Below are 19,207 nucleotides of genomic sequence, written 5' to 3'. Positions count from 1 at the left end.
TCCAGACTAGCTAGCCCGCGGCCCGTTCCTCGGGCGGGGGCGGCGGTACCGGGCGGCGGCGCGGCGGGAACACCTCGGAGGGCTTGGGCACGGGCCGCTCACCGGGCGACGGGGGCTTGGGGGCGGGCTTCCCCGGCGCCCCCGGGCCTGAGCCGCCGTCCTCGGAGGCGCGGCCGCCGGGCAGGGCGAGCAGCCGGGCGCGCGGGGCCGGGCCGGCGGTGCGGGCCGGGGCCTGCGCCTGGGAGACCCGGGCCAGACGGGCGCGGACGGATCGTTCCGCCAGGACCTGGCAGCGGGCGAGCAGGGCGCCGGCCGCCGGGTTGTGGCGCAGCGCCCGCAGGGCCGCGAGGTCGTCGGCGCCGGGGTCGTAGCCGGCGGCCAGGGCGTCCTGGAGGAGCTCCAGATAGCCCGGGAGCGAGCCGGGGAGGGCCTGGCGGTAGCGGACCAGGTCGGCGAGGAGGAAGGCGCGCAGCCGGCCGGCCTCGGCCACCGTCTCGTCCACGGATTCGGCCAGGCGCAGGCAGTCCTGTACGTCGTCGTCCTGAAGGGGGGCGGGGTTGAGGGCAGTGGCGAGGGCACGACGGAGGACACGCAGCTCGTCCGCGCTGAACGCCATGCCGCCGCGGGGGCCTAGGGGCGTGGGCATGGACCGACGATACGCGCTAATCGGACAAATCTCTCGCTTCTCGATCTTCCCGGCGGGTCGGTGCCCCGATCCGCTCCCGCCGGGACCGTCACAGCCGCGAGACGTTGCGCTCGTAGACCAGCCGCAGACCGATCAGCGTCAGCCAGGGCTCGTGGGCGCCGATCTCCTTGGAGTCGCCCAGCACCATCGGCGCCAGGCCGCCGGTGGCGATCACCGTGACCTGCGAGGGGTCCCCGTTCGGGCCCACCAGCTCGCGCTTCATCCGTCCGACCACGCCGTCGACCTGGCCCGCGTAACCGAAGACGATGCCCGACTGCATGGCCTCGACCGTGTTCTTGCCGATCACGCTGCGCGGGCGGGCCAGCTCGATCTTGCGGAGCATGGCGCCCTTGACGCCCAGCGCCTCCACCGAGATCTCTATGCCCGGGGCGATCGCGCCGCCCGCGTACTCGCCGCGCACGGTGATCGCGTCGTACGTCGTCGCCGTGCCGAAGTCGACGACGATCGCGGGACCGCCGTACAGCTCCACGGCCGCCACCGCGTTGATCACGCGGTCGGCGCCGACCTCCTTCGGGTTGTCCGTGAGGACCGGGACGCCCGTCTTGACGCCCGGCTCCACCAGGACCGCGGGGACGTCCCCGTAATAGCGGCGCGTGACCTCGCGCAGCTCGTGCAGCACCGAGGGGACCGTCGCGCAGATGGCGATCCCCCCGATGCCGTCGCTCAGCTCGACGCCGAGCAGCGGATGCATGCCCATCAGACCCTGCAGCAGGACCGCCCACTCGTCGGCGGTGCGGCGCGGGTCCGTGGAGATGCGCCAGTGCTCCACGATCTCCTCGCCGTCGAAGAGGCCGAGGACCGTCTGGGTGTTGCCGACGTCGATCGTGAGCAGCATCAGACGGCCGCCTCGCGCAGGTCGAGCCCGATGTCGAGGATCCGCGAGGAGTGGGTGAGCCCGCCCACCGCCAGGTAGTCCACGCCGGTGGCCGCGTACGCCGCCGCGTTCTCCAGGGTGAGCCGGCCCGAGGACTCCAGGGCGGCCCGCCCGGCGACCAGCGCGACGGCCTCCTCGGTCTCCAGCGGGGTGAAGTTGTCCAGCAGGATCAGGTCGGCGCCCGCGTCCAGGACCTCGCGGACCTGGTGCATCGTGTCGACCTCGACCTCGATCGGGACGTCGGGGAACAGCTCCCGCACGGCCTTGAAGGCCTGCGCGACCCCGCCGGCCGCCACCACGTGGTTGTCCTTCACCAGCGCCGCGTCGGACAGCGACATGCGGTGGTTGACGCCGCCGCCGCAGCGCACCGCGTACTTCTCCAGGGCGCGCAGGCCCGGAGTCGTCTTGCGGGTGTCGCGGACCTTCGCCCCGGTGCCCTCCAGGGCGTCCGCCCAGGCGCGGGTCGCGGTGGCGATGCCGGAGAGACGGCACAGGATGTTCAGGGCGCTGCGCTCGCCGGTCAGCAGGTCGCGGGTGCGGGCGGTGACGCTGAGCACCTTGTCCCCGGCCTCGACCCGCGCGCCGTCCTCGACGTGCCGCTCGACCTCGAACTCGTCGGTGCAGACGATCGACAGGACCGCCTCGGCGACCCTGAGACCGGCCACCACACCGGCCTCGCGGGCGGTGAAGTCGGCGGTCGCGACGGCGTCCTCGGGGACGGTCGCCACGGTCGTGACGTCCACGCCGCCGTCGAGGTCCTCGGCGATGGCCAGGTGCGCGATGTCCTCGACCTGGACCGGGTCGAGCCCGGCGTCGGCGAGCAGCTGGGCGAGCGCCGGGTCGAGCCCGCACTCGTACTCCTCCGCGTCGCCGCAGCCGCAGCCGTCGCCGCAGCCGCCGGCCTGCTCGGCGGGCGCGTTGATGTGGATCAGGGGCACGTCCACGGGCTTCGGACGTGCTTCTTCGGGCGTGCTCACGACTGCGGCTCCCTGGATGCGTCGGGGGTTACGGGCGGAAAGTCTGCGGTGTCGGTGCGCCGGACCACCAGTCGGCGGTCGGACGTCAGCCGGACGACCAGATGGCGGCGCCACTGCTCGTCGTCCCGGTCGGGCCGGTCCTCGCGCCAGTGGCAGCCGCGGGTCTCCTCGCGCTCCCGGGCGGCGGCCACCAGGACCCGGGCGACGCACAGCAGATTGGTCGTCTCCCAGGAGTCGACGCCGGGCTCGGCGGACTTGCGGTCCCCCTCCGCGTCCAGCCGCAGCCCTTCGAGGGCGTCGGCCGCGGCCGTCAGGCTCCCCGCGGAACGCAGCACGCCCGCGCCCTCGGTCATGATCCGCTGGATGTCCCGGCGCAGCTCCGGACCGAGCAGGGTCAGCGCCGTGGAGCCGTCGTCCGCGACCGGCCGGCCCTCGCGGTGCGGGCCGTGCGCCGTGATGTCGTCGGCGATCCGCTCGGCGAAGACCAGGCCCTCCAGGAGCGAGTTCGACGCGAGCCGGTTGGCGCCGTGCACACCCGTGCAGGCCACCTCGCCGCACGCGTACAGGCCCGGCACGGTCGTCCGGCCGTGCAGGTCGGTGCGGACACCGCCGGAGGCGTAGTGGGCGGCCGGGGCGACCGGGATCGGCTCCGTGACCGGGTCGATGCCGTGCGAGCGGCAGGCGGCCAGGATCGTCGGGAAGCGCTGCTCCCACATCTCGGCGCCGAAGTGCCGGGCGTCCAGGTACATGTGCTCGGCGCCCTGCTCCAGCATGCGGCGCGTGATCGCCTTGGCGACGATGTCCCGGGGCGCCAGCTCGGCCAGCTCGTGCTGCCCCAGCATGAAGCGGACCCCGTCCGCGTCGACCAGATGGGCGCCCTCGCCCCGTACCGCCTCGGAGACCAGCGGCTGCTGGCCCTCGGAGCCCGCCCCGAGGAACAGCACCGTCGGGTGGAACTGGACGAACTCCAGGTCCGAGATCTCCGCCCCGGCGCGCAGCGCCAGCGCGACGCCGTCGCCGGTGGAGACGGCCGGGTTGGTGGTGGCGGAGAAGACCTGGCCCATGCCGCCGGTGGCGAGGACCACGGCGGGGGCGCGGACGGCGCCGACGCCGTCGTGCTGGCCCTCGCCCATCACGTGCAGGGTCACACCGGCCGTGCGGCCCTCGGGGTCCTTCAGGAGGTCGAGGACGAGGGCGTGCTCGATGGTGCGCACGCCCCGCTCGCGTATCGCCTCGACCAGGGCGCGGGAGATCTCGGCGCCGGTCGCGTCGCCGCCGGCGTGCGCGATCCGGCGGCGGTGGTGGCCGCCCTCGCGGGTCAGGGCGATCTCGCCGTCGACCGTGCGGTCGAAGTCGGCGCCGGTCGCCATCAGGCGCCGGACAGCGCCCGGGCCCTCGGTGACCAGGGCCCGCACCGCGTGCTCGTCGCAGAGCCCGGCGCCCGCCACGAGGGTGTCGTCCAGGTGCTGCTCGGGGGTGTCGCCCTCGCCGAGCGCGGCGGCGATGCCGCCCTGCGCCCAACGGGTGGAGCCGTCGTCGAGCAGCGCCTTGGTCACGACGACCGTACGCAGCCCGGCCGCCGTGCAGCGCAGGGCGGCGGTCAGTCCCGCGACGCCCGAGCCGACCACCACGACATCGGCCTCGATGGACCAGCCGGGGGCGGGCGCCTGCAGCCGTATTCCGGTCACTTCACGGCTCCGATCACTTCACGGCTCCGAAGGTCAGGGGGATGTTGTCGATGAGCCGCGTGCTCCCCACGCGCGCGGCGACGGCGAGGATCGCCTCGCCGTCGTGGCCGTCCGCGACCTCGGTGAAGTCGGCGGGGTCGACCAGGGCCAGATAGTCCAGGGTGAGCGGCGGCTCGGCCCGCGCCGCCTCGTCGAGCACACCGCGCGCGGCGGCCCGTACGGCCTCGGCGCCCATGCCCTCGGCCGCCTGGGCGACCGCGTGGGCGTCGGCGGCGGCCCGCGCCTCGCCGAGCCGCGACAGCGCCTCCGCGCGGGCGTCGGCCCGGCCCTGGGCGCCCGGCAGCGCGGCCGCGCGGGCGCGCAGGGCGGCCTGGGCGGCCAGCCGGTCGCGGGCGGCGAACAGCGCGCGGGACAGCGCGAGGGCCGTACGGCGCTCCCCGTCCGACAGGTAGCGGTTGCGGCTGGACAGCGCGAGGCCGTCGGACTCGCGGACGGTCGGCACGCCGACGATCTCGACCGGGAAGTTCAGGTCGCGGACCATACGGCGGATCAGGGCCAGCTGCTGGGCGTCCTTCTGGCCGAAGAAGGCCAGGTCGGGGCCGGTGAGGTGGAGGAGCTTGGCGACGACGGTGAGCATGCCGTCGAAGTGGCCGGGGCGGGAGGCGCCTTCGAGGCGCTCGCCCATGGGCCCGGCGGTGATCCGCACCTGCGGCTCCCCGCCCGGGTAGACCTCGTCGACGCCGGGGGCGAACACCGTGTCGGCGCCGGCCTCCCGGGCGAGGGCCAGGTCGGCGTCGAGGGTGCGCGGATAGCGGTCGAGGTCCTCGCCCGCGCCGAACTGGAGCGGGTTGACGAAGACGGTGACGACGACGGTGCCCGTCGGCCCGACCCGCTCGCGGGCGGCGCGGACCAGGGTGGCGTGGCCCTCGTGCAGGGCGCCCATCGTCATGACGACGGCCCGGCGTCCGTCGCCCTTGAGGCCGCGGAGCTCCTCGGCCGTACGGACCAGGGTGAAGGTCATCGGTCGTCCCCCTCGGCGAGCACGCCCAGCAGATCCTCGGCCAGCTCGGGCTTGAGCAGTCCGTGCGCGAGCGCCCGGTCGGCGGTCGCGCGGGCCATCGCCAGATAGCCGGCGACGGTGCCGGGCGCGTGCTTGTGCAGCTCGGCCACGTGCGCCGCGACCGTTCCGGCGTCGCCGCGGGCGACGGGTCCGGTCAGGGCCGCGTCGCCGGACCGCAGCGCGTTGTCCAGGGCGGCGCCGAGCAGCGGGCCGAGCATCCGGTCGGGGGCGGCGACACCGGCCGAGCGGAGCAGCTCCATGGCCTGGGCGACCAGGGTGACCAGGTGGTTCGCGCCCAGGGCGAGGGCCGCGTGGTAGAGCGGGCGGTTCTCCTCGGCGATCCACTCGGGCTCGCCGCCCATCTCGATGACCAGGGCCTCGGCGGCGAGCCGCAGCTCGTCCGGGGCGGTGACGCCGAAGGAGCAGCCGGCGAGGCGCTGGACGTCCACGGAGGTGCCGGTGAAGGTCATGGCGGGGTGCAGCGCGAGCGGCAGCGCGCCCGCCCGCCTGGCCGGGTCGAGGACCCGGACCCCGTACCGCCCGGAGGTGTGCACGATCAGCTGGCCGGGCCGGACGGCGCCGGTGTCGGCGAGCCCCTCGACGAGGCCGGGCAGCGCGTCGTCGGGGACGGTGAGCAGCACCAGGTCCGCGAGGGCGAGCACCCGCGCGGGCTCCACGACGGGCACGTCGGGCAGCAGGGCGGCGGCCCGGCGGCGGGAGGCGTCGGAGACCGCCGAGACGGCGACGGGGCGGTGTCCGGCGAGCTGCAGCGAGGCGGCGAGGGCGGGGCCCACGCGCCCGGCTCCGACGACTCCGACCGAGAGCCGGGCGGGCCGGTCCTCGGCGCGGTCGGCGCCCGGCCGGGGATTGAGGGATTCCGCTGCGCGCTCTGGTGGTGCGTTCACGATCTGGTCGGCCTTCCGTTCCAGTCCTCGGTGGGTACCGGACGATTTCTGGTCATGCTACGCCAGCGTTTCGCGCGAGCCCGTGGCTGTCCACAGGGTGTGGGCGGCGGTGTGATGATCTGCCCATGGAGACAGAGAGGGCGACCGGGCCCGAGACCGGCACCGGCGTGGCCGAGACCGTGGACGCCGCCGAAACCGACGAGACGGCGGCGCTGCGCCGCGCCTGGCGCGAGGCCCCGCGCAGGCTGTGGGACGCCTCCGTGGACACCACCGTCGCCGCGGGCCTGCGCGAGCTGGCCGACTGGGCGGCGAGGAGCCCGTACGCCGACGAGCCCGTGGACATCTACGGCGACGGCGTCGTCACCGCCGTCGAGGAGCGGATCGCGCGCGCTCTCGGCTTCCCCGCCGCCGCCTTCTTCCCCACCGGGACCATGGCCCAGCAGGCCGCCCTGCGCTGCTGGGCCGGCCGGACCGGCAACCCGGTCGTGGCCCTGCACCCGCTCGCCCACCCCGAGGTACACGAGGACCAGGCCTTCACCAGGCTCGCCGCCCTGCGCACCACCCACCCCACCACCGAGCCCCGGCTGCCCACGGCCGAGGAGGTACGGGACCACCCGGAGCCCTTCGGCGCGCTGATGCTGGAGCTCCCCCTGCGGGAGGCCGGCTTCGTGCTGCCGACCTGGGACGAGCTGGTCGACGTGGTCGAGGCCGCCCGCGAGCGGGACGCCGTGGTCCACTTCGACGGCGCCAGGCTCTGGGAGACGCCGACGCGCTTCGGCCGCCCGCTGCCCGAGATCGCGGGCCTCGCCGACAGCGTCTACGTGTCGTTCTACAAGTCCCTCGGCGGCATCTCGGGCGCGGCCGTCGCCGGGCCGGAGGAGCTGATCGCGGAGGCCCGCCTGTGGCGCCACCGCTACGGCGGGGACGTCTTCCAGCAGTACCCGGCCGCGGTGTCGGCGCTGCGGGGCCTGGAGACGGAGCTCCCCCGGCTGCCCGCGTACGTGGCACACGCCCGCGTGGTCGCGGACGCGCTGCGCGATGCGTTCGAGGAGGCAGGGGTGCCCTGGTTCCGGGTGCACCCCCGGACCCCGCACACCCACCAGTTCCAGGTCTGGCTCCCGTACGCCCCCGACGCCCTGACGGCGGCCGGCCGCGCGCTGGCGGAGGAGACGGGCACGGCCCTGTTCCGCCGCTGGTTCCCGGCCCCCGCGGGCGGGCCTCCCGGGGTGGCGGCGACCGAGGTGACCGTCGCCGCGGCGGGCCTGGAGTGGACGGCCGCCGACGTCAGGGAGGCCACCCGCGACTTCCTCGCGAGGCTCGGCTAGCGGGGGCGGCGCGGCAGGGGCGTCAGGCGGCTCGGCGCGGCAGGGGCGGCAGGGCGGGGCGGGGCGGCAGGGGCGTCAGGGCGGTGCGGCGCGGCAGGGGCGTCAGGGCGGGGCGGGGCGGCAGGGGCGTCAGTCGCCCACCGCGCCGCACCCGGCCGCCCGGCGCCCGGGGCGGCGCAGAATGCGGCGGAGGGTCGTGCGGAGCACGGCGAGGTCGTGGGTGCCGGGCACGGGCGGGGCCGGCGTGCGGTGCTGGGCGGCCCGGTAGCTGTCGAAGAGGTACTGGTGAAGGGCGTTCATGGCCCCACCGTGCGCCCGGCGCGCCCGCCCAGGCCCGCCGATTGACGCCCCTGGTCAAATGGCGCGACCCGGAGCCGCCCGGCCCCGCACCATGGGCGGGTGAGCGTGACCATCGACATCACCGGACTGCCGCACGAGCGGATCGCCTTCTGCCCCTCGCCCCTGGCCGAGCTGGGCAACGCCCTGCACGCCCTGGCCGAGCCGGGCCACCACGCGCGGCTGCACGCGTGGACGACGGCGACCTCCGCCGCGCTCCGGCCGGAGCTGGCGGACCGGCTCCACGAGGCCGACTTCATGTGGCGGTCCACCCGCTCCGACTTCCTGCTGCCCGGACAGCCGCGCGAGACCCTCGCCGAGGAACTGGACGACCTCGACCGCCTCGACGACGAGAAGTTCGTCGGCGCGGCCCTGGAGATCTCCTGCAGCAGCCGCTACTCCCAGGGCATCCCGTCACCGCTGGTCGACGAACAGAGCCGCCGCCGCGCCCTGGACCTGGCGGCCGCGCGGGGCCCCCGCCAGGCCTCGTTCGTGGAGCGGATGCTGGCCGAGCCCACCGCCACCCGCGCCTGGATACGGCGCCTGCTCGAGGACTGCGACGAGGCGTTCTTCGCCGACACCTGGCGCCGCGTCCGCGTCCAGCTCGCCGCCGACGCCCGGCACAAGACGGAGCTGCTGCGCCGCAAGGGCCTCGCGGAGGCGCTCGCGGCCGCCTCCCCGGCGCTGAGCCTGGAGGAGGGGCCGCAGGGCAGCAGGATCGTCGTGGACAAGCTGGTGCACGGCAGGACGGACGCCCAGGGCTCCGCCGTGACGCTGGTGCCCACCGCCTTCGGCTGGCCGCACCTGTTCGCGACGAGCGCGCCCGGCTGGCAGCCGGTGATCCAGTACCCGGCCGCCGCCCGGGAGGTCGGCGGCCACGAGCCGGTGGAGACGGTCAAGGCGCGCCTGGAGGCCATCGCGCACCCCATGCGGATGCGGCTGTGCCGGAGCCTGGCGCGCGGCCCGTACTCGACGAGCGAGCTGGCCGACGCGTACGGCATCACCGCCCCGGAGGTCTCCCGCCACCTGTCCGTCCTGAAGAAGGCCGGCCTGCTGACGACCCAGCGCCGGGGCCGCTATGTGCTGCACCAGCTGGACTTCTCGGTGGTGGCGCGGCTGGGCAGCGACTTCCTGGAGTCGGTGCTGCGCTAGGCCGTGTCCGGGCTGTAGCGCCGTCTGCCCGCAGGGCTGGGCCCGGGACGTCCGGTGCGGGCGAGCGCGAGGCGCCGGGATCGTGCGTGCCAGGCGCCCCGGGCCGGGCGGGACTTCCCGGACCCGGCCCGGGGAACGCTCAGAGGGAGCCGCCGCCCGCGCGTACCAGGCCGGTCTCGTACGCGAGGACGACGACCTGCACCCGGTCGCGCAGGTCCAGCTTGGTGAGGATGCGCCCCACGTGGGTCTTCACGGTCGCCTCCGACAGGACGAGACGCGCCGCGATCTCGCCGTTGGACAGGCCCTGCGCGACCAGCAGCATCACCTCCCGCTCCCGGTCGGTGAGCCGGTCGACACCGCTGTCGGCGGCACGGGGCTCGCGGCCGGTCGACGGCAGCATCGGCGAGAAGCGGTCCAGGAGGCGGCGGGTGGTGGACGGGGCGACCACCGCGTCGCCGCTGTGCACCGAGCGGATCGCGCCGAGCAGCTCGGCCGGCGGCACGTCCTTCAGCATGAAGCCGCTCGCCCCGGCCTTGAGCCCCGAGAAGGCGTACTCGTCCAGGTCGAAGGTGGTCAGGATCAGCACCTTCGGGGCCTCCGGCTGGGCGCAGATCCGCCGGGTCGTCTCCACCCCGTCCAGCTTGGGCATGCGCACATCCATCAGGACGACGTCGACGGCGGTGCTCCGCAGCACCTCCAGCGCCTCCACGCCGTCGCCCGCCTCGGCCACGACCTCCATGTCCGGCTGGGCGGCGAGCACCATGCGGAAACCGGTGCGCAGCAGCACCTGGTCGTCGACGAGCATCACGCGGATGGACATGCAGATCCTTAAGGGGTCGTCAGTGGGCGGGCTTGAGGGGGAGCAGGGCGCTGATGCGGAAGCCGCCGCCCGGCCGCGGCCCCGCGTCCAGGGTGCCGCCGACCATGCCGACCCGCTCCCGCATGCCGATCAGGCCGTGGCCGCGCCCGTCGGCGCCGCCGTCCTCGTACATCTCCTGCGGAGCGCCCCGCCCGTCGTCCTCGACGAGCAGCCCGAGGCCGTCGTCGAAGTAGACCAGGCGGACGCTGGCCCCGACGTCGGGACCGCCGTGCTTGCGGCTGTTGGTGAGGGCTTCCTGGACGATCCGGTACGCGGTGAGCTCGACGCCGCTGGGCAGCGGGCGCGGGGTGCCCTCGATCTTGAAGTCGACCGCGAGCCCGGCGCCGCGGACCTGCTCGACCAGGTCCTCGATCTGCTGCACGTCCGGCTGCGGGACGTACTCCCCGGCCTCCTGGTGCTCGCCGGTGCGCAGGATGCCCAGCAGGCGGCGCATCTCGGCGAGGGCCTGGCGGCCGGTGCCCGCGATGGTCTCCAGGGCCTGCTTCGCGGTCTCGGGCGAGGAGTCGATGACGTACGCGGCGCCGTCGGCCTGCACGACCATCACCGAGACGTTGTGCGCGACGACGTCGTGCAGCTCCCGGGCGATCCGGGCCCGCTCGGCGGCGACGGCGACCTTGGCCTGTGCCTCGCGCTCCTTCTCCAGCCGGGAGGCGCGCTCCTCCAGCTGCGCGAAGTAGGCGCGGCGGGTGCGCAGGGAGTCGCCGAGCACCCAGGCGAGGGCGAACGGCACGGTCATGATGACCGTGAAGAAGACGGTGGCCGCGGACGAGCGGGACCCCTCCAGGGGCCAGCGCAGCTGGGAGAGCGTGGCGGCGGCGAGCCCGCCGGCCAGGGCGAGCCGGGAGGCCCAGCGGGGCCCGTCGTGCGCGGCGACCGTGTAGATGATCACGAGCATGGCGAAGTCGGCCATGAACGGGACGATCCCGAGAGCGAGCTGGGCCAGGCCGAGGACGACCGCGAGGACCAGCATCTTCTCGGGGGCGCGCCGGCGCAGGGCGACGACCAGCGAGAAGAGCGCGGCGACGAGGCAGTACAGGAGCGGGCTGCCGCCGACCGCCGGGGAGGCCGAGACCACCCACAGCAGGGAGAACCCGAAGAGGACGACGGCCCAGAAGCCGTCGACGCCCGTCGGGTGTCTGCGGATGAAGTCGTAGAGGCGCTGCACGTGACCCAGCGTAGGGAAAGCCGATAGGTGCAGGGGTCAACCGTGGGGTCGATCCTTCCCGTGAGGGCCGTACTCCCCAAGGTGGAGACTGGGGCGCGTGACGGATGAGACGTGTCAGTGGCAGGGGTGGCGGCAGGCCACGGAGCGGGCGCTGTACGGCCCCGGGGGCTTCTTCCTGCGGCCGGAGGGGCCGGCCGGGCACTTCCGTACGTCGGTGCACGCCTCGCCGCTCTTCGCGGGCGCGGTGGCCCGGCTCCTCGCCCGGGTGGCCCGGGAGCTGGGCACCGAGGAGCTCGCGCTCGTGGACGTGGGCGCGGGCCGCGGGGAGCTGCTGACGGGGGTGCTCGCCGCGCTGCCGCCGGGCCTGCGGGTCCGCCCGTACGGCGTGGAGCGCGCGCCCCGGCCGGCGGGCCTGGACCCGCGGATCGTCTGGACGGACCGGGTGCCGGACGGGGAGCGGGGACTGCTCTTCGCCAACGAGTGGCTGGACAACGTGCCGGTGGACGTGGCGCAGGTCGCCGAGGACGGCGCGGTCCGCTACGTCGAGGTGCGGGCGCGGGACGGCGCGGAGCGGCTGGGCGGGGTCGTGTCCGGCCCGGACGCGCAGTGGCTGGAGCGGTGGTGGCCGCTGCGGGAGCCCGGCGAGCGGGCGGAGATCGGGCGGCCGCGGGACGAGGCCTGGGCGGGGGCGGTGGGGGCGCTCGCCGCCGGGACGGCGGTGGCCGTCGACTACGCGCACCTGCGCGGGGGGCGGCCGCCGTTCGGGACGCTCGCGGCGTTCCGGGAGGGTCGGGAGGTGGCGCCGGTGCCGGACGGGAGCCGTGACCTGACGGCGCATGTGGCGCTGGACGCGTGCGGGGCCGCGGCGGCCCGCGGCGACACCCGGCTGCTCACCCAGCGCGAGGCGCTGCACGAGCTCGGGGTCGCCGGCAGCCGGCCGCCGCTCTCCCTCGCCACGACGGATCCCGCCGGGTACGTGCGGGCGCTCGCCGCCGCCGGGGAGGCGGCCGAGCTGACGGCGGCCGGGGGGCTCGGGGACTTCCTGTGGCTGGTGCAGCGGGTGAGCGGCCGGGCGCGGTCGGGGCCCGGCGGCACCGGGGGATACTGGTCCGCATGACGGAGACGACGGTCGGCATCGGCGGCGCGGCGGAGAGCACCGACATGGTGCTGAACATCGGGCCGCAGCATCCCTCCACCCACGGCGTGCTCCGGCTGCGGCTCGTGCTCGACGGCGAGGTGGTGCGCGAGGCCGAGCCGGTGGTCGGGTACATGCACCGCGGGGCCGAGAAGCTCTTCGAGGCGCGGGACTACCGGCAGATCATCATGCTCGCCAACCGGCACGACTGGCTGTCCGCCTTCTCCAACGAGCTCGGCGTCGTCATGGCCGTCGAGCGGATGCTGGGCATGGAGGTACCGGAGCGGGCCGTGTGGACGCGGACGCTGCTCGCCGAGCTGAACCGGGTGCTCAACCACCTGATGTTCCTCGGCTCGTACCCCCTCGAACTGGGCGGCATCACCCCCGTCTTCCACGCCTTCCGGGAGCGCGAGGAGCTCCAGGCGGTCATGGAGGAGGTCTCCGGCGGCCGGATGCACTACATGTTCAACCGGGTCGGCGGCCTCAAGGAGGACCTCCCGGCCGGCTGGCTGGGGCGGGCGCGGCAGGCGGTCGCGGACGTGCGCTCGCGGATGGACGTGTACGACCGGCTGGTGCTCGGCAACGAGATCTTCCGGGGCCGCACCCGCGGGGTCGGGGTGCTGTCGCAGGAGGCGGTGCACGGTTACGGCGTGTCCGGGCCGATCGCGCGCGCCTCGGGCGTCGACTTCGACCTGCGCCGGGACGAGCCGTACCTCGGGTACGGGGAGCTCCAGGACGTGCTGCGGGTGGTGACCCGGACGGAGGGCGACTGCCTGGCCCGCTTCGAGTGCCTGCTGGAGCAGACGCACAACTCCCTGGAGCTCGCCGACGCCTGCCTCGACCGGATCGAGGACCTGCCGCAGGGGCCGATCAACCAGCGGCTGCCGAAGGTCCTCAAGGCGCCGGAGGGGCACACGTACGCCTGGACCGAGAACCCGCTCGGCATCAACGGCTACTACCTGGTCTCCAAGGGCGAGAAGACCCCGTACCGGCTCAAGCTGCGCTCGGCCTCGTACAACAACATCCAGGCGCTGACCGAGCTGCTGCCGGGGACGCTCGTCGCCGACATGGTGGCGATCCTGGGATCGCTCTTCTTCGTCGTCGGCGACATCGACAAGTAGGGCTACGAGTCCGCCCGGGGCTACGAGTTCACCGCTCCGCGCAGCTCGGCCACGTCGATCTGCTCGGTCTCGTCGTGCGCGGTCAGGTCGATGACCTGGCCGACGGCCCGCTGCTCCGGGGTCCGCTTCGCCGCGGCGGCGAGGACCTCCTCGCCCACCACGTCGGCGAGGTCGGCGTGCTGGACGGCCTCGATCGCGGCGGCGGCCTTCTGCGTGCCGAAGTAGTCGAAGCCGCCCGCGGGGCGCGGGGCGGGACGACGGGCGGCGTACGGGACGATCGCGGCGGCGGCCGGCACGTGGCGCATGGCGGGGGCCTTGGTGTGCTCGTCACCCGAGGCGGGCACGGCGGTGCCGGGAGCCTCGGCGGTGCCGGCGGTGCCGGGAGCCTCGGCGGTGTCGGTCGCGGGAGCCGTCTCCGGCTCGGGCTCCGGCTCGGGCTCGGGCGCGGCGTCCGCCTCCGGGTGCCGGCCGCGCGCCTCCAGGTTCCGCAGCGCCTCCGCCGCCTTGCGGTAGGCCTCCGGGGTCGGGGTGGAGCCGCCGGCCGGGAGGGCCTTGGTCTCCGTGGCGGTCGCCTCGAGGGCGAGCACGCGGCGGCCTTCGAGGGCGCTGGCGCGCTCGGTCTCGGCGGTGGCGTACCGGCGCAGGAGGTCGGCGTGCTCGCTGCGCAGCCCGGCGAGTTCGACCCGCTTGGCGCGCAGCTTGGCGTCCAGGCGGGCGCGCAGCTCGCGCGACTCCTCCAGGTCGGACTCCAGCTCGGCGACGCGCTCGTCGGTCTTCCACTGGTCGGCCGCGCGGGCCCGGTTCAGCTCGGCGACCTGGCGGCCGGCGCTCTGGTCCCAACTGCGCATGAGGACGGCGCCGGTGACGGCGGAGGCCGCCGCGGCGGCGACGAGCAGCCGCAGCACCAGCGTGTCGCCCAGCAGCCAGGCGCCCGCGGCACAGGCGACCGACGCCCCGGCGACCGCCGAGGGCGGCAGGAGCTTGTGCAGGGGCGGGGAATGGCGGTGGCGTCCACGTGGCATGGCCTGAAATTTACCGTGCGTAGGCGCCGTATGGGGCGCCGCCCCGGCAATCTCTTGGCGAGTTCTCGCCGTAGTGGGCCGGGGCGGAGCGATTCCGGAGTGAATCGCTCCGATTCCCCTCGTCTGCTGCCTACTTCTTGAGCAGCCCCTTCGACTCCAGATAGGCCTTCGCCACGTCCTCGGGCTTCGCCCGCTCGGCGTCGACCTTGCGGTTGAGTTCGGCGAGATCCGCCGTCGTCAGAACCTTGGTGATCTTGTCGAGGGCGGCCGCGATCTCGGGAGAGCCGGCGTCCTTCGCATTGACCACGGGCAGCACGTTGTCCGCGTTCTGGAGCTTCTTGTCGTCCTCGAGGAAGACCAGACCGAAGGAGTCGACGGTGGCGTCCGTCGTGGTGGTGAGCACCAGTTGGTCCACCCCGTCCTTGACCGCCTGCTTGGCCTGCGGGGTGCCGACGCCCTTGGGGTCGACGCCGGTGACGTCGATCCCGTACGTCTTCTTCAGACCGGGCGCGCAGAACGGGCGGATCTCGCATTCGTCGCCGGCCGCGATCTTCACCTTCAGCTTGGCCGCGCCGAGGTCGGAAAGGCTCTTCAGCTTGTTCTTCTCCGCGAATTCCCGGCTCACCGCGAAGGCGTTCTGGTCGACGGCCTCGCCGACCGCCAGGACCTTAAGGCCGCGCGGCTCGGCGAGCTTCTTCAGCGCCTCGGTGGTGGCGACCGGGTCACCGGAGGCGACCGGCTTCTCCTCGGGCGCCTTCGGGCCGTTCGCCTTCGCGTTGAGGAATTCCGCGAGCGTCGCCGCGTATTCCGGTACGACGTCGATCTCGCCCTTCTCCAGCGAGGGCTCGTACAGCTCGCGGTTCTTCACCGTGGTGACGCTCGCGGAGTATCCGGCGTCGTCCAGCACCTGGGCGTAGAGCTCGGCGAGGACCTTCGACTCGGTGAACGCGGCCGCGCCGACGACGAGCGAGCCCTTGCTCCCGCCCCCGCCCGCGGAGGAGGCGCCGCCGCCTCCCGACTTCTCCAGGCTGTCGCCGCCGCAGGCGGCCAGCGAGACCGTCAGGGCCGCCATGCCCACCACCGCACCCGCGATACGCGAGGTCCTGCTCACACGATCACCCATCCCAGTCGTTGTCGTTCATCGGCCCGCCCCTCGGCGGCGCAGCAGCCGGTCCGCGGCCACCAGCAGCGCCTCCACCAGGAGCGCTAGCAGGGCCACGAGCACGGCGCCGGCGACCACCTGCGGCGTGTTGTACGTGTTGAATCCGGCGGTGATGATCCGGCCGAGGCCGCCCTGGCCGACCATCGCCGCGATCGTCGCGGTGGCGACCACCTGGACGGCGGCCGAGCGCAGACCGGCCATCAGCATCGGCCGGGCCAGCGGCAGTTCGACCCCGCTGAAGAGCTGGCCGCCCGACATGCCCATCCCCCGGGCGGCCTCCACCACCGCGCGGTCCACCTCGCGCATGCCCACGTAGGCGTGGGTGAGCAGCGGCGGTATCGCGAAGAGGACGAGCGCGATCACCGTCGGGACATAGCCCGCGTTGCGCAGCGGCGAGACCATGAAGAGGGCCAGGACGGCGAAGACGGGGACCGCGCGGCCCACGTTGGAGAGGTTGACCGCCAGCGTCCCGCCCTTGCCGAGGTGCCCGAGCCAGAGGCCCAGCGGCAGCGCCACGGCGCAGGCGAGGAGCAGCGCCACCCCGCTCACGTACAGGTGCTCGGCGAGCCGGTGCCCGATGCCGCTCTCCCCCGACCAGTTGGCGCCGGTGGTCAGCCAGGACCAGGCGTCCGCGAGGACCGTCATCTCAGGCACCCCCCGGCCGCGCGGCCCGGATCCGGCTCCAGGGCGTCAGCAGCCGCTGGAGGCCGAGGAGCAGCAGGTCGGCGACGACGGCGAGCAGCACGCACAGCGCGGAGGCGGTGAGCACCTGGGCCTTGAAGAAGGTGGGGAGCGCGTCCTCGATGAGATTGCCCAGGCCGCCGCGGCCGACGATGGAGCCGACCGTGGTGAGCGCGATCGTGGAGACCGTCGCCATCCGGACGCCCGCCATCAAGGCGGGCAGCGCGAGCGGGAGTTCCACCTCCCACAGGAGCCGGCCCGGCCCGTACCCCATGCCCTGCGCGGCCTCCCTGGTCTCGGCGGGCACGGCCGCGAGTCCGGCCAGGACGCCCCGGACCAGGATCGTCAGCGAGTAGAGCACCAGGCCCGTGACGACCAGCGCCGACGAGAGCCCGAGGAAGGGCAGGAGCAGCGAGAACATGGCGAGCGAGGGGATCGTGTAGAGCAGCGTGGTCAGGCCGAGGACGGCCCCGGTCAGCCGTGGCCGCGCCCGCACCAGCAGGGCGAGCGGGAAGGCGACGACGATCCCGAGGAGCACCGAGACCACGGTGATTCCCACATGCTGGACCGTGGCGTCGGTCAACTCCTGGGAGCGGGTGCGCAGGTACTCGCCGCAGATCCAGTCGTTGGTCACCAGGCAGTTCGCCCCGGCCATGCGCACCCCCCTCGGTGTCGGTCCGTCGCCACGCGCCTCACGAACATCTGTCCGGCGACCCTAACCCCCGCCACTGACAATCCCCCGGGGGCGCCACAATGTGGAAATACTTCCTTCACACAATGCGGGGCCGCGAAGGGTCAGAATGGGGAACCATGATCCGGTTCGAGCAGGTGACCAAGCGGTACGCGGACGGGACCACCGCCGTCGACGACCTCTCCTTCGAGGTCGCCGAGGGGGAGCTGGTCACCCTCGTGGGGCCGTCCGGCTGCGGCAAGACGACCACGATGAAGATGGTGAACCGGCTCGTCGAGCCCACCGAGGGGCGGATCCTGCTCGGCGGCGAGGACGTCGCCGGCGTCGACCCCGTACGGCTGCGCCGCACCATCGGCTACGTCATCCAGCAGGTCGGCCTCTTCCCGCACCGGACCGTCCTCGACAACACGGCCACCGTCCCCGCCCTGCTCGGCTGGAAGAAGGCCAGGGCCCGCGAGCGCGCCGCCGAGCTCCTGGAGCTGGTCGGCCTCGACCCCGCCGTGCACGGCCACCGCTACCCCGAGCAGCTCTCCGGCGGCCAGCGGCAGCGGGTCGGGGTGGCCCGCGCCCTCGCCGCCGACCCGCCCGTCCTGCTGATGGACGAGCCCTTCGGCGCCGTCGACCCCGTGGTCCGCGAGCGGCTCCAGACCGAGTTCCTGAACCTCCAGGCCACCGTCCGCAAGACGGTGCTGCTCGTCACCCACGACCTGGAGGAGGCCGTCCGGCTCGGCGACCGCATCGCCGTCTACGGGCAGGGGCGCATCGAGCAGTTCGACACCCCGGCCACCGTGCTGGGCGCCCCCGCCACCCCGTACGTCGCCGACTTCGTCGGCGCGGACCGCGGCCTCAAGCGGCTCGCCGTCACCCCGGTCACGGAGGCGGACCTGGAGCCGGCCACCGGGGGCGGGGCCGGGGCCGGAGCCGGGACCGGGACCGGGACCGGAGCCGGGACCGGGACCGGAGCCGGGACCGGAGCCGGGACCGGAGTCGCGGCCGCGGCGGAGGACTCGCGCGGGCAGGACCAGGTCCCCGCCCTCCCCCTCGGGGCCTCCCTCAAGGACGCCCTCGCCGTGCTCCTCCAGCACGACGCCGGCCGGGTCGCCGTGCACGCTCCCGGTGACCCGGGGCGCGTGCTCGGCTCGCTCACCGCGGCCGGCGTCCATCGCGCGCTGCGCAGGGCGGCGCCTGAGCTCAGCTCGCGCTGAGCCGCCCGCTCATCCAGACCAGGCCCGGCGGGATCTCCCGGTTCCACGTGTTGAAGTTGTGGCCGCCGCTGTCCAGCGTGATCGAGGAGACCCGCGCGGGGGCCTTCACCTTCTTGATGAAGGCCAGCGTCCCCTTGAGGTTGCCCTCGCCCTGCTTCGACGTCGTCACCAGGAACGACGACGCGCCCTGCCGCACGTGGTCCAGGCTCCACAGCAGGTCGGCCCGCTTCTTCGCGGCCTGGTCGCCGTGGAACAGGTCGCCGGTCGTCACGTCGTCGGCCGCCCGGTAGTACGCCGAGAAGCCCGCGCCCGCGGCGAACCGGTCCGGGTGGTGCAGCGCGATCTTCAGCGCGCAGTAGCCGCCCGTCGAGTTCCCCATGAAGCCCCAGTTCCGGGCCTTGGTGCCGACCCGGTACGTCCCCGAGATCGCCTTCGGCAGGTCCTCCGCGAAGAAGGTCTCCGTCTGCGGACCACCCGGCACGTCCACGCACTCGGTGTCCCGCGGCGGGGCGACCGTCGGACGCAGCATCACCAGGATCATCGGCTGCATCTTCTTGTCCTTGGCCTGCTGGAAGGCCGTCTTCGGGTACCTCAGGCCCTTCAGCAGGTTCTCCGCCGTGCCCGGGTAGCCGGTCAGCACCACGGACGCGGGAAACGTCGACTTCGCGTACCGCTCCTGGAAGTACTCCGGCGGCAGGTACACGTACGCGGGCGAGTCGATCTTCGACTTCTCCCCCGCTATGACGATCTTCTGTATCTGTCCGCCGACCGAGGGACGCCCGCCGCCCGGCACGTCCATCGCCTGGGTGCCGACGACCTTCACGTCCTTGGAGCCGGCCGAGTGATCGACCACGACGCCCATCTCCTGCTCCTGGCCGAAGAGGTCCGCCCAGGAGCCGTAGAAGAGGAACGAGTTGTTGGCGGCGAGACCCACCGAGGCGAACAGGGCCACCTGGGTGGCGAGCAACAGCCCGATCCGCCCCAGGACAGCCCGCCAGCCGCCACGCGCCAACCGCGGCCACAGCCAGATCGTGGCGCCGAAGCACACCACGGCCAGCGTGACCGCCACCGCGAGAACTGTGTTGCTGGTGAGACCCATGAGACGTCCGAGCTTTCTGCCTG

Annotated in this window: 19 protein-coding genes; 5 read left to right on the top strand and 14 right to left on the bottom strand. The window is 74.3% G+C overall.

The window, feature by feature from the left end:
• Positions 1–10: 10 nt before the first annotated feature.
• The 6 genes from ACH414_RS13870 to ACH414_RS13845 form a co-directional block, all read right to left on the bottom strand.
• Entirely contained in the window at positions 11–616 is a 606-nt protein-coding gene (locus tag ACH414_RS13870) for a hypothetical protein (RefSeq protein WP_382547185.1), read from the bottom strand.
• Positions 617–734: 118 nt separating this feature from the next.
• Positions 735–1,541, bottom strand: coding sequence for a type III pantothenate kinase (locus ACH414_RS13865; protein ID WP_382546737.1), 807 nt, complete (start codon positions 1,539–1,541; stop codon positions 735–737).
• On the bottom strand, positions 1,541–2,557 hold the full coding sequence (gene nadC / locus ACH414_RS13860) for a carboxylating nicotinate-nucleotide diphosphorylase (protein ID WP_382546740.1): 1,017 nt from the start codon (positions 2,555–2,557) through the stop codon (positions 1,541–1,543). Before nadC ends, ACH414_RS13865 begins: the two co-directional genes overlap by 1 nt.
• Positions 2,554–4,245, bottom strand: coding sequence for an L-aspartate oxidase (locus ACH414_RS13855; RefSeq protein ID WP_382546743.1), 1,692 nt, complete (start codon positions 4,243–4,245; stop codon positions 2,554–2,556). Before ACH414_RS13855 ends, nadC begins: the two co-directional genes overlap by 4 nt.
• A 13-nt stretch (positions 4,246–4,258) precedes the next feature.
• On the bottom strand, positions 4,259–5,266 hold the full coding sequence (gene panC / locus ACH414_RS13850; protein ID WP_382546746.1) for a pantoate--beta-alanine ligase: 1,008 nt from the start codon (positions 5,264–5,266) through the stop codon (positions 4,259–4,261).
• Positions 5,263–6,210: a Rossmann-like and DUF2520 domain-containing protein gene (locus tag ACH414_RS13845; protein ID WP_382546749.1), complete on the bottom strand. Its 948-nt coding sequence runs from the start codon at positions 6,208–6,210 to the stop codon at positions 5,263–5,265. The genes panC and ACH414_RS13845 overlap by 4 nt, the downstream gene beginning before the upstream one ends.
• A 125-nt stretch (positions 6,211–6,335) precedes the next feature.
• Between ACH414_RS13845 and ACH414_RS13840 the strand changes: the two genes are divergently transcribed.
• Complete coding sequence (locus tag ACH414_RS13840; protein ID WP_398941903.1) at positions 6,336–7,535, top strand: threonine aldolase family protein; 1,200 nt, start codon at positions 6,336–6,338, stop codon at positions 7,533–7,535.
• A 129-nt stretch (positions 7,536–7,664) separates the two neighbouring features.
• On the opposite strand, the gene ACH414_RS13835 is transcribed toward ACH414_RS13840, so the two are convergent.
• Positions 7,665–7,835, bottom strand: coding sequence for a hypothetical protein (locus ACH414_RS13835; RefSeq protein WP_382546755.1), 171 nt, complete (start codon positions 7,833–7,835; stop codon positions 7,665–7,667).
• Between the two features lie 99 nt (positions 7,836–7,934).
• On the opposite strand from ACH414_RS13835, the gene ACH414_RS13830 reads away from it, so the two are divergent.
• Entirely contained in the window at positions 7,935–9,023 is a 1,089-nt protein-coding gene (locus tag ACH414_RS13830) for a DUF5937 family protein (RefSeq protein ID WP_382546758.1), read from the top strand.
• Between the two features lie 139 nt (positions 9,024–9,162).
• Here the strand turns inward: ACH414_RS13830 and ACH414_RS13825 are convergent, their stop codons facing one another.
• Together ACH414_RS13825 and ACH414_RS13820 are read right to left on the bottom strand one after the other, a co-directional pair.
• A complete protein-coding gene (locus tag ACH414_RS13825) occupies positions 9,163–9,843 on the bottom strand; it encodes a response regulator (RefSeq protein ID WP_382546761.1) in 681 nt (226 codons plus the stop codon).
• A 19-nt stretch (positions 9,844–9,862) separates the two neighbouring features.
• Entirely contained in the window at positions 9,863–11,068 is a 1,206-nt protein-coding gene (locus ACH414_RS13820) for a sensor histidine kinase (RefSeq protein ID WP_382546763.1), read from the bottom strand.
• A 97-nt stretch (positions 11,069–11,165) separates the two neighbouring features.
• Here ACH414_RS13820 and ACH414_RS13815 point away from each other — a divergent pair, with 97 nt between their 5' ends.
• Together ACH414_RS13815 and ACH414_RS13810 are read left to right on the top strand one after the other, a co-directional pair.
• Entirely contained in the window at positions 11,166–12,185 is a 1,020-nt protein-coding gene (locus tag ACH414_RS13815; protein ID WP_386563830.1) for an SAM-dependent methyltransferase, read from the top strand.
• Entirely contained in the window at positions 12,182–13,324 is a 1,143-nt protein-coding gene (locus ACH414_RS13810) for an NADH-quinone oxidoreductase subunit D (protein ID WP_382546769.1), read from the top strand. Before ACH414_RS13815 ends, ACH414_RS13810 begins: the two co-directional genes overlap by 4 nt.
• A 20-nt stretch (positions 13,325–13,344) precedes the next feature.
• Here ACH414_RS13810 and ACH414_RS13805 read toward each other — a convergent pair whose 3' ends face one another.
• From ACH414_RS13805 to ACH414_RS13790, 4 genes are all read right to left on the bottom strand, one after another.
• Positions 13,345–14,346, bottom strand: coding sequence for a hypothetical protein (locus tag ACH414_RS13805; RefSeq protein ID WP_386563826.1), 1,002 nt, complete (start codon positions 14,344–14,346; stop codon positions 13,345–13,347).
• 130 nt (positions 14,347–14,476) lie between these two features.
• On the bottom strand, positions 14,477–15,469 hold the full coding sequence (locus tag ACH414_RS13800; RefSeq protein WP_382546773.1) for an ABC transporter substrate-binding protein: 993 nt from the start codon (positions 15,467–15,469) through the stop codon (positions 14,477–14,479).
• A gap of 15 nt (positions 15,470–15,484) precedes the next feature.
• Positions 15,485–16,153 (bottom strand): ABC transporter permease, encoded by a 669-nt coding sequence (locus ACH414_RS13795; RefSeq protein ID WP_382546776.1) that lies wholly within the window; start codon positions 16,151–16,153, stop codon positions 15,485–15,487.
• A gap of 1 nt (position 16,154) precedes the next feature.
• On the bottom strand, positions 16,155–16,844 hold the full coding sequence (locus tag ACH414_RS13790) for an ABC transporter permease (RefSeq protein WP_382546779.1): 690 nt from the start codon (positions 16,842–16,844) through the stop codon (positions 16,155–16,157).
• Between the two features lie 155 nt (positions 16,845–16,999).
• Here ACH414_RS13790 and ACH414_RS13785 point away from each other — a divergent pair, with 155 nt between their 5' ends.
• Complete coding sequence (locus ACH414_RS13785; protein WP_398941900.1) at positions 17,000–18,085, top strand: ABC transporter ATP-binding protein; 1,086 nt, start codon at positions 17,000–17,002, stop codon at positions 18,083–18,085.
• Here ACH414_RS13785 and ACH414_RS13780 read toward each other — a convergent pair.
• Entirely contained in the window at positions 18,072–19,184 is a 1,113-nt protein-coding gene (locus ACH414_RS13780; protein ID WP_382546786.1) for an alpha/beta hydrolase, read from the bottom strand. The genes ACH414_RS13785 and ACH414_RS13780 overlap by 14 nt on opposite strands.
• Positions 19,185–19,207: the final 23 nt, after the last annotated feature.

This window comes from Streptomyces sp. NPDC020422, from assembly GCF_044386705.1.
In the GTDB taxonomy this organism is placed as follows: domain Bacteria; phylum Actinomycetota; class Actinomycetes; order Streptomycetales; family Streptomycetaceae; genus Streptomyces.
The sequence above is the reverse complement of the archived record's forward strand: the minus strand, read 5'-3'. Positions and strand labels throughout refer to the sequence as shown.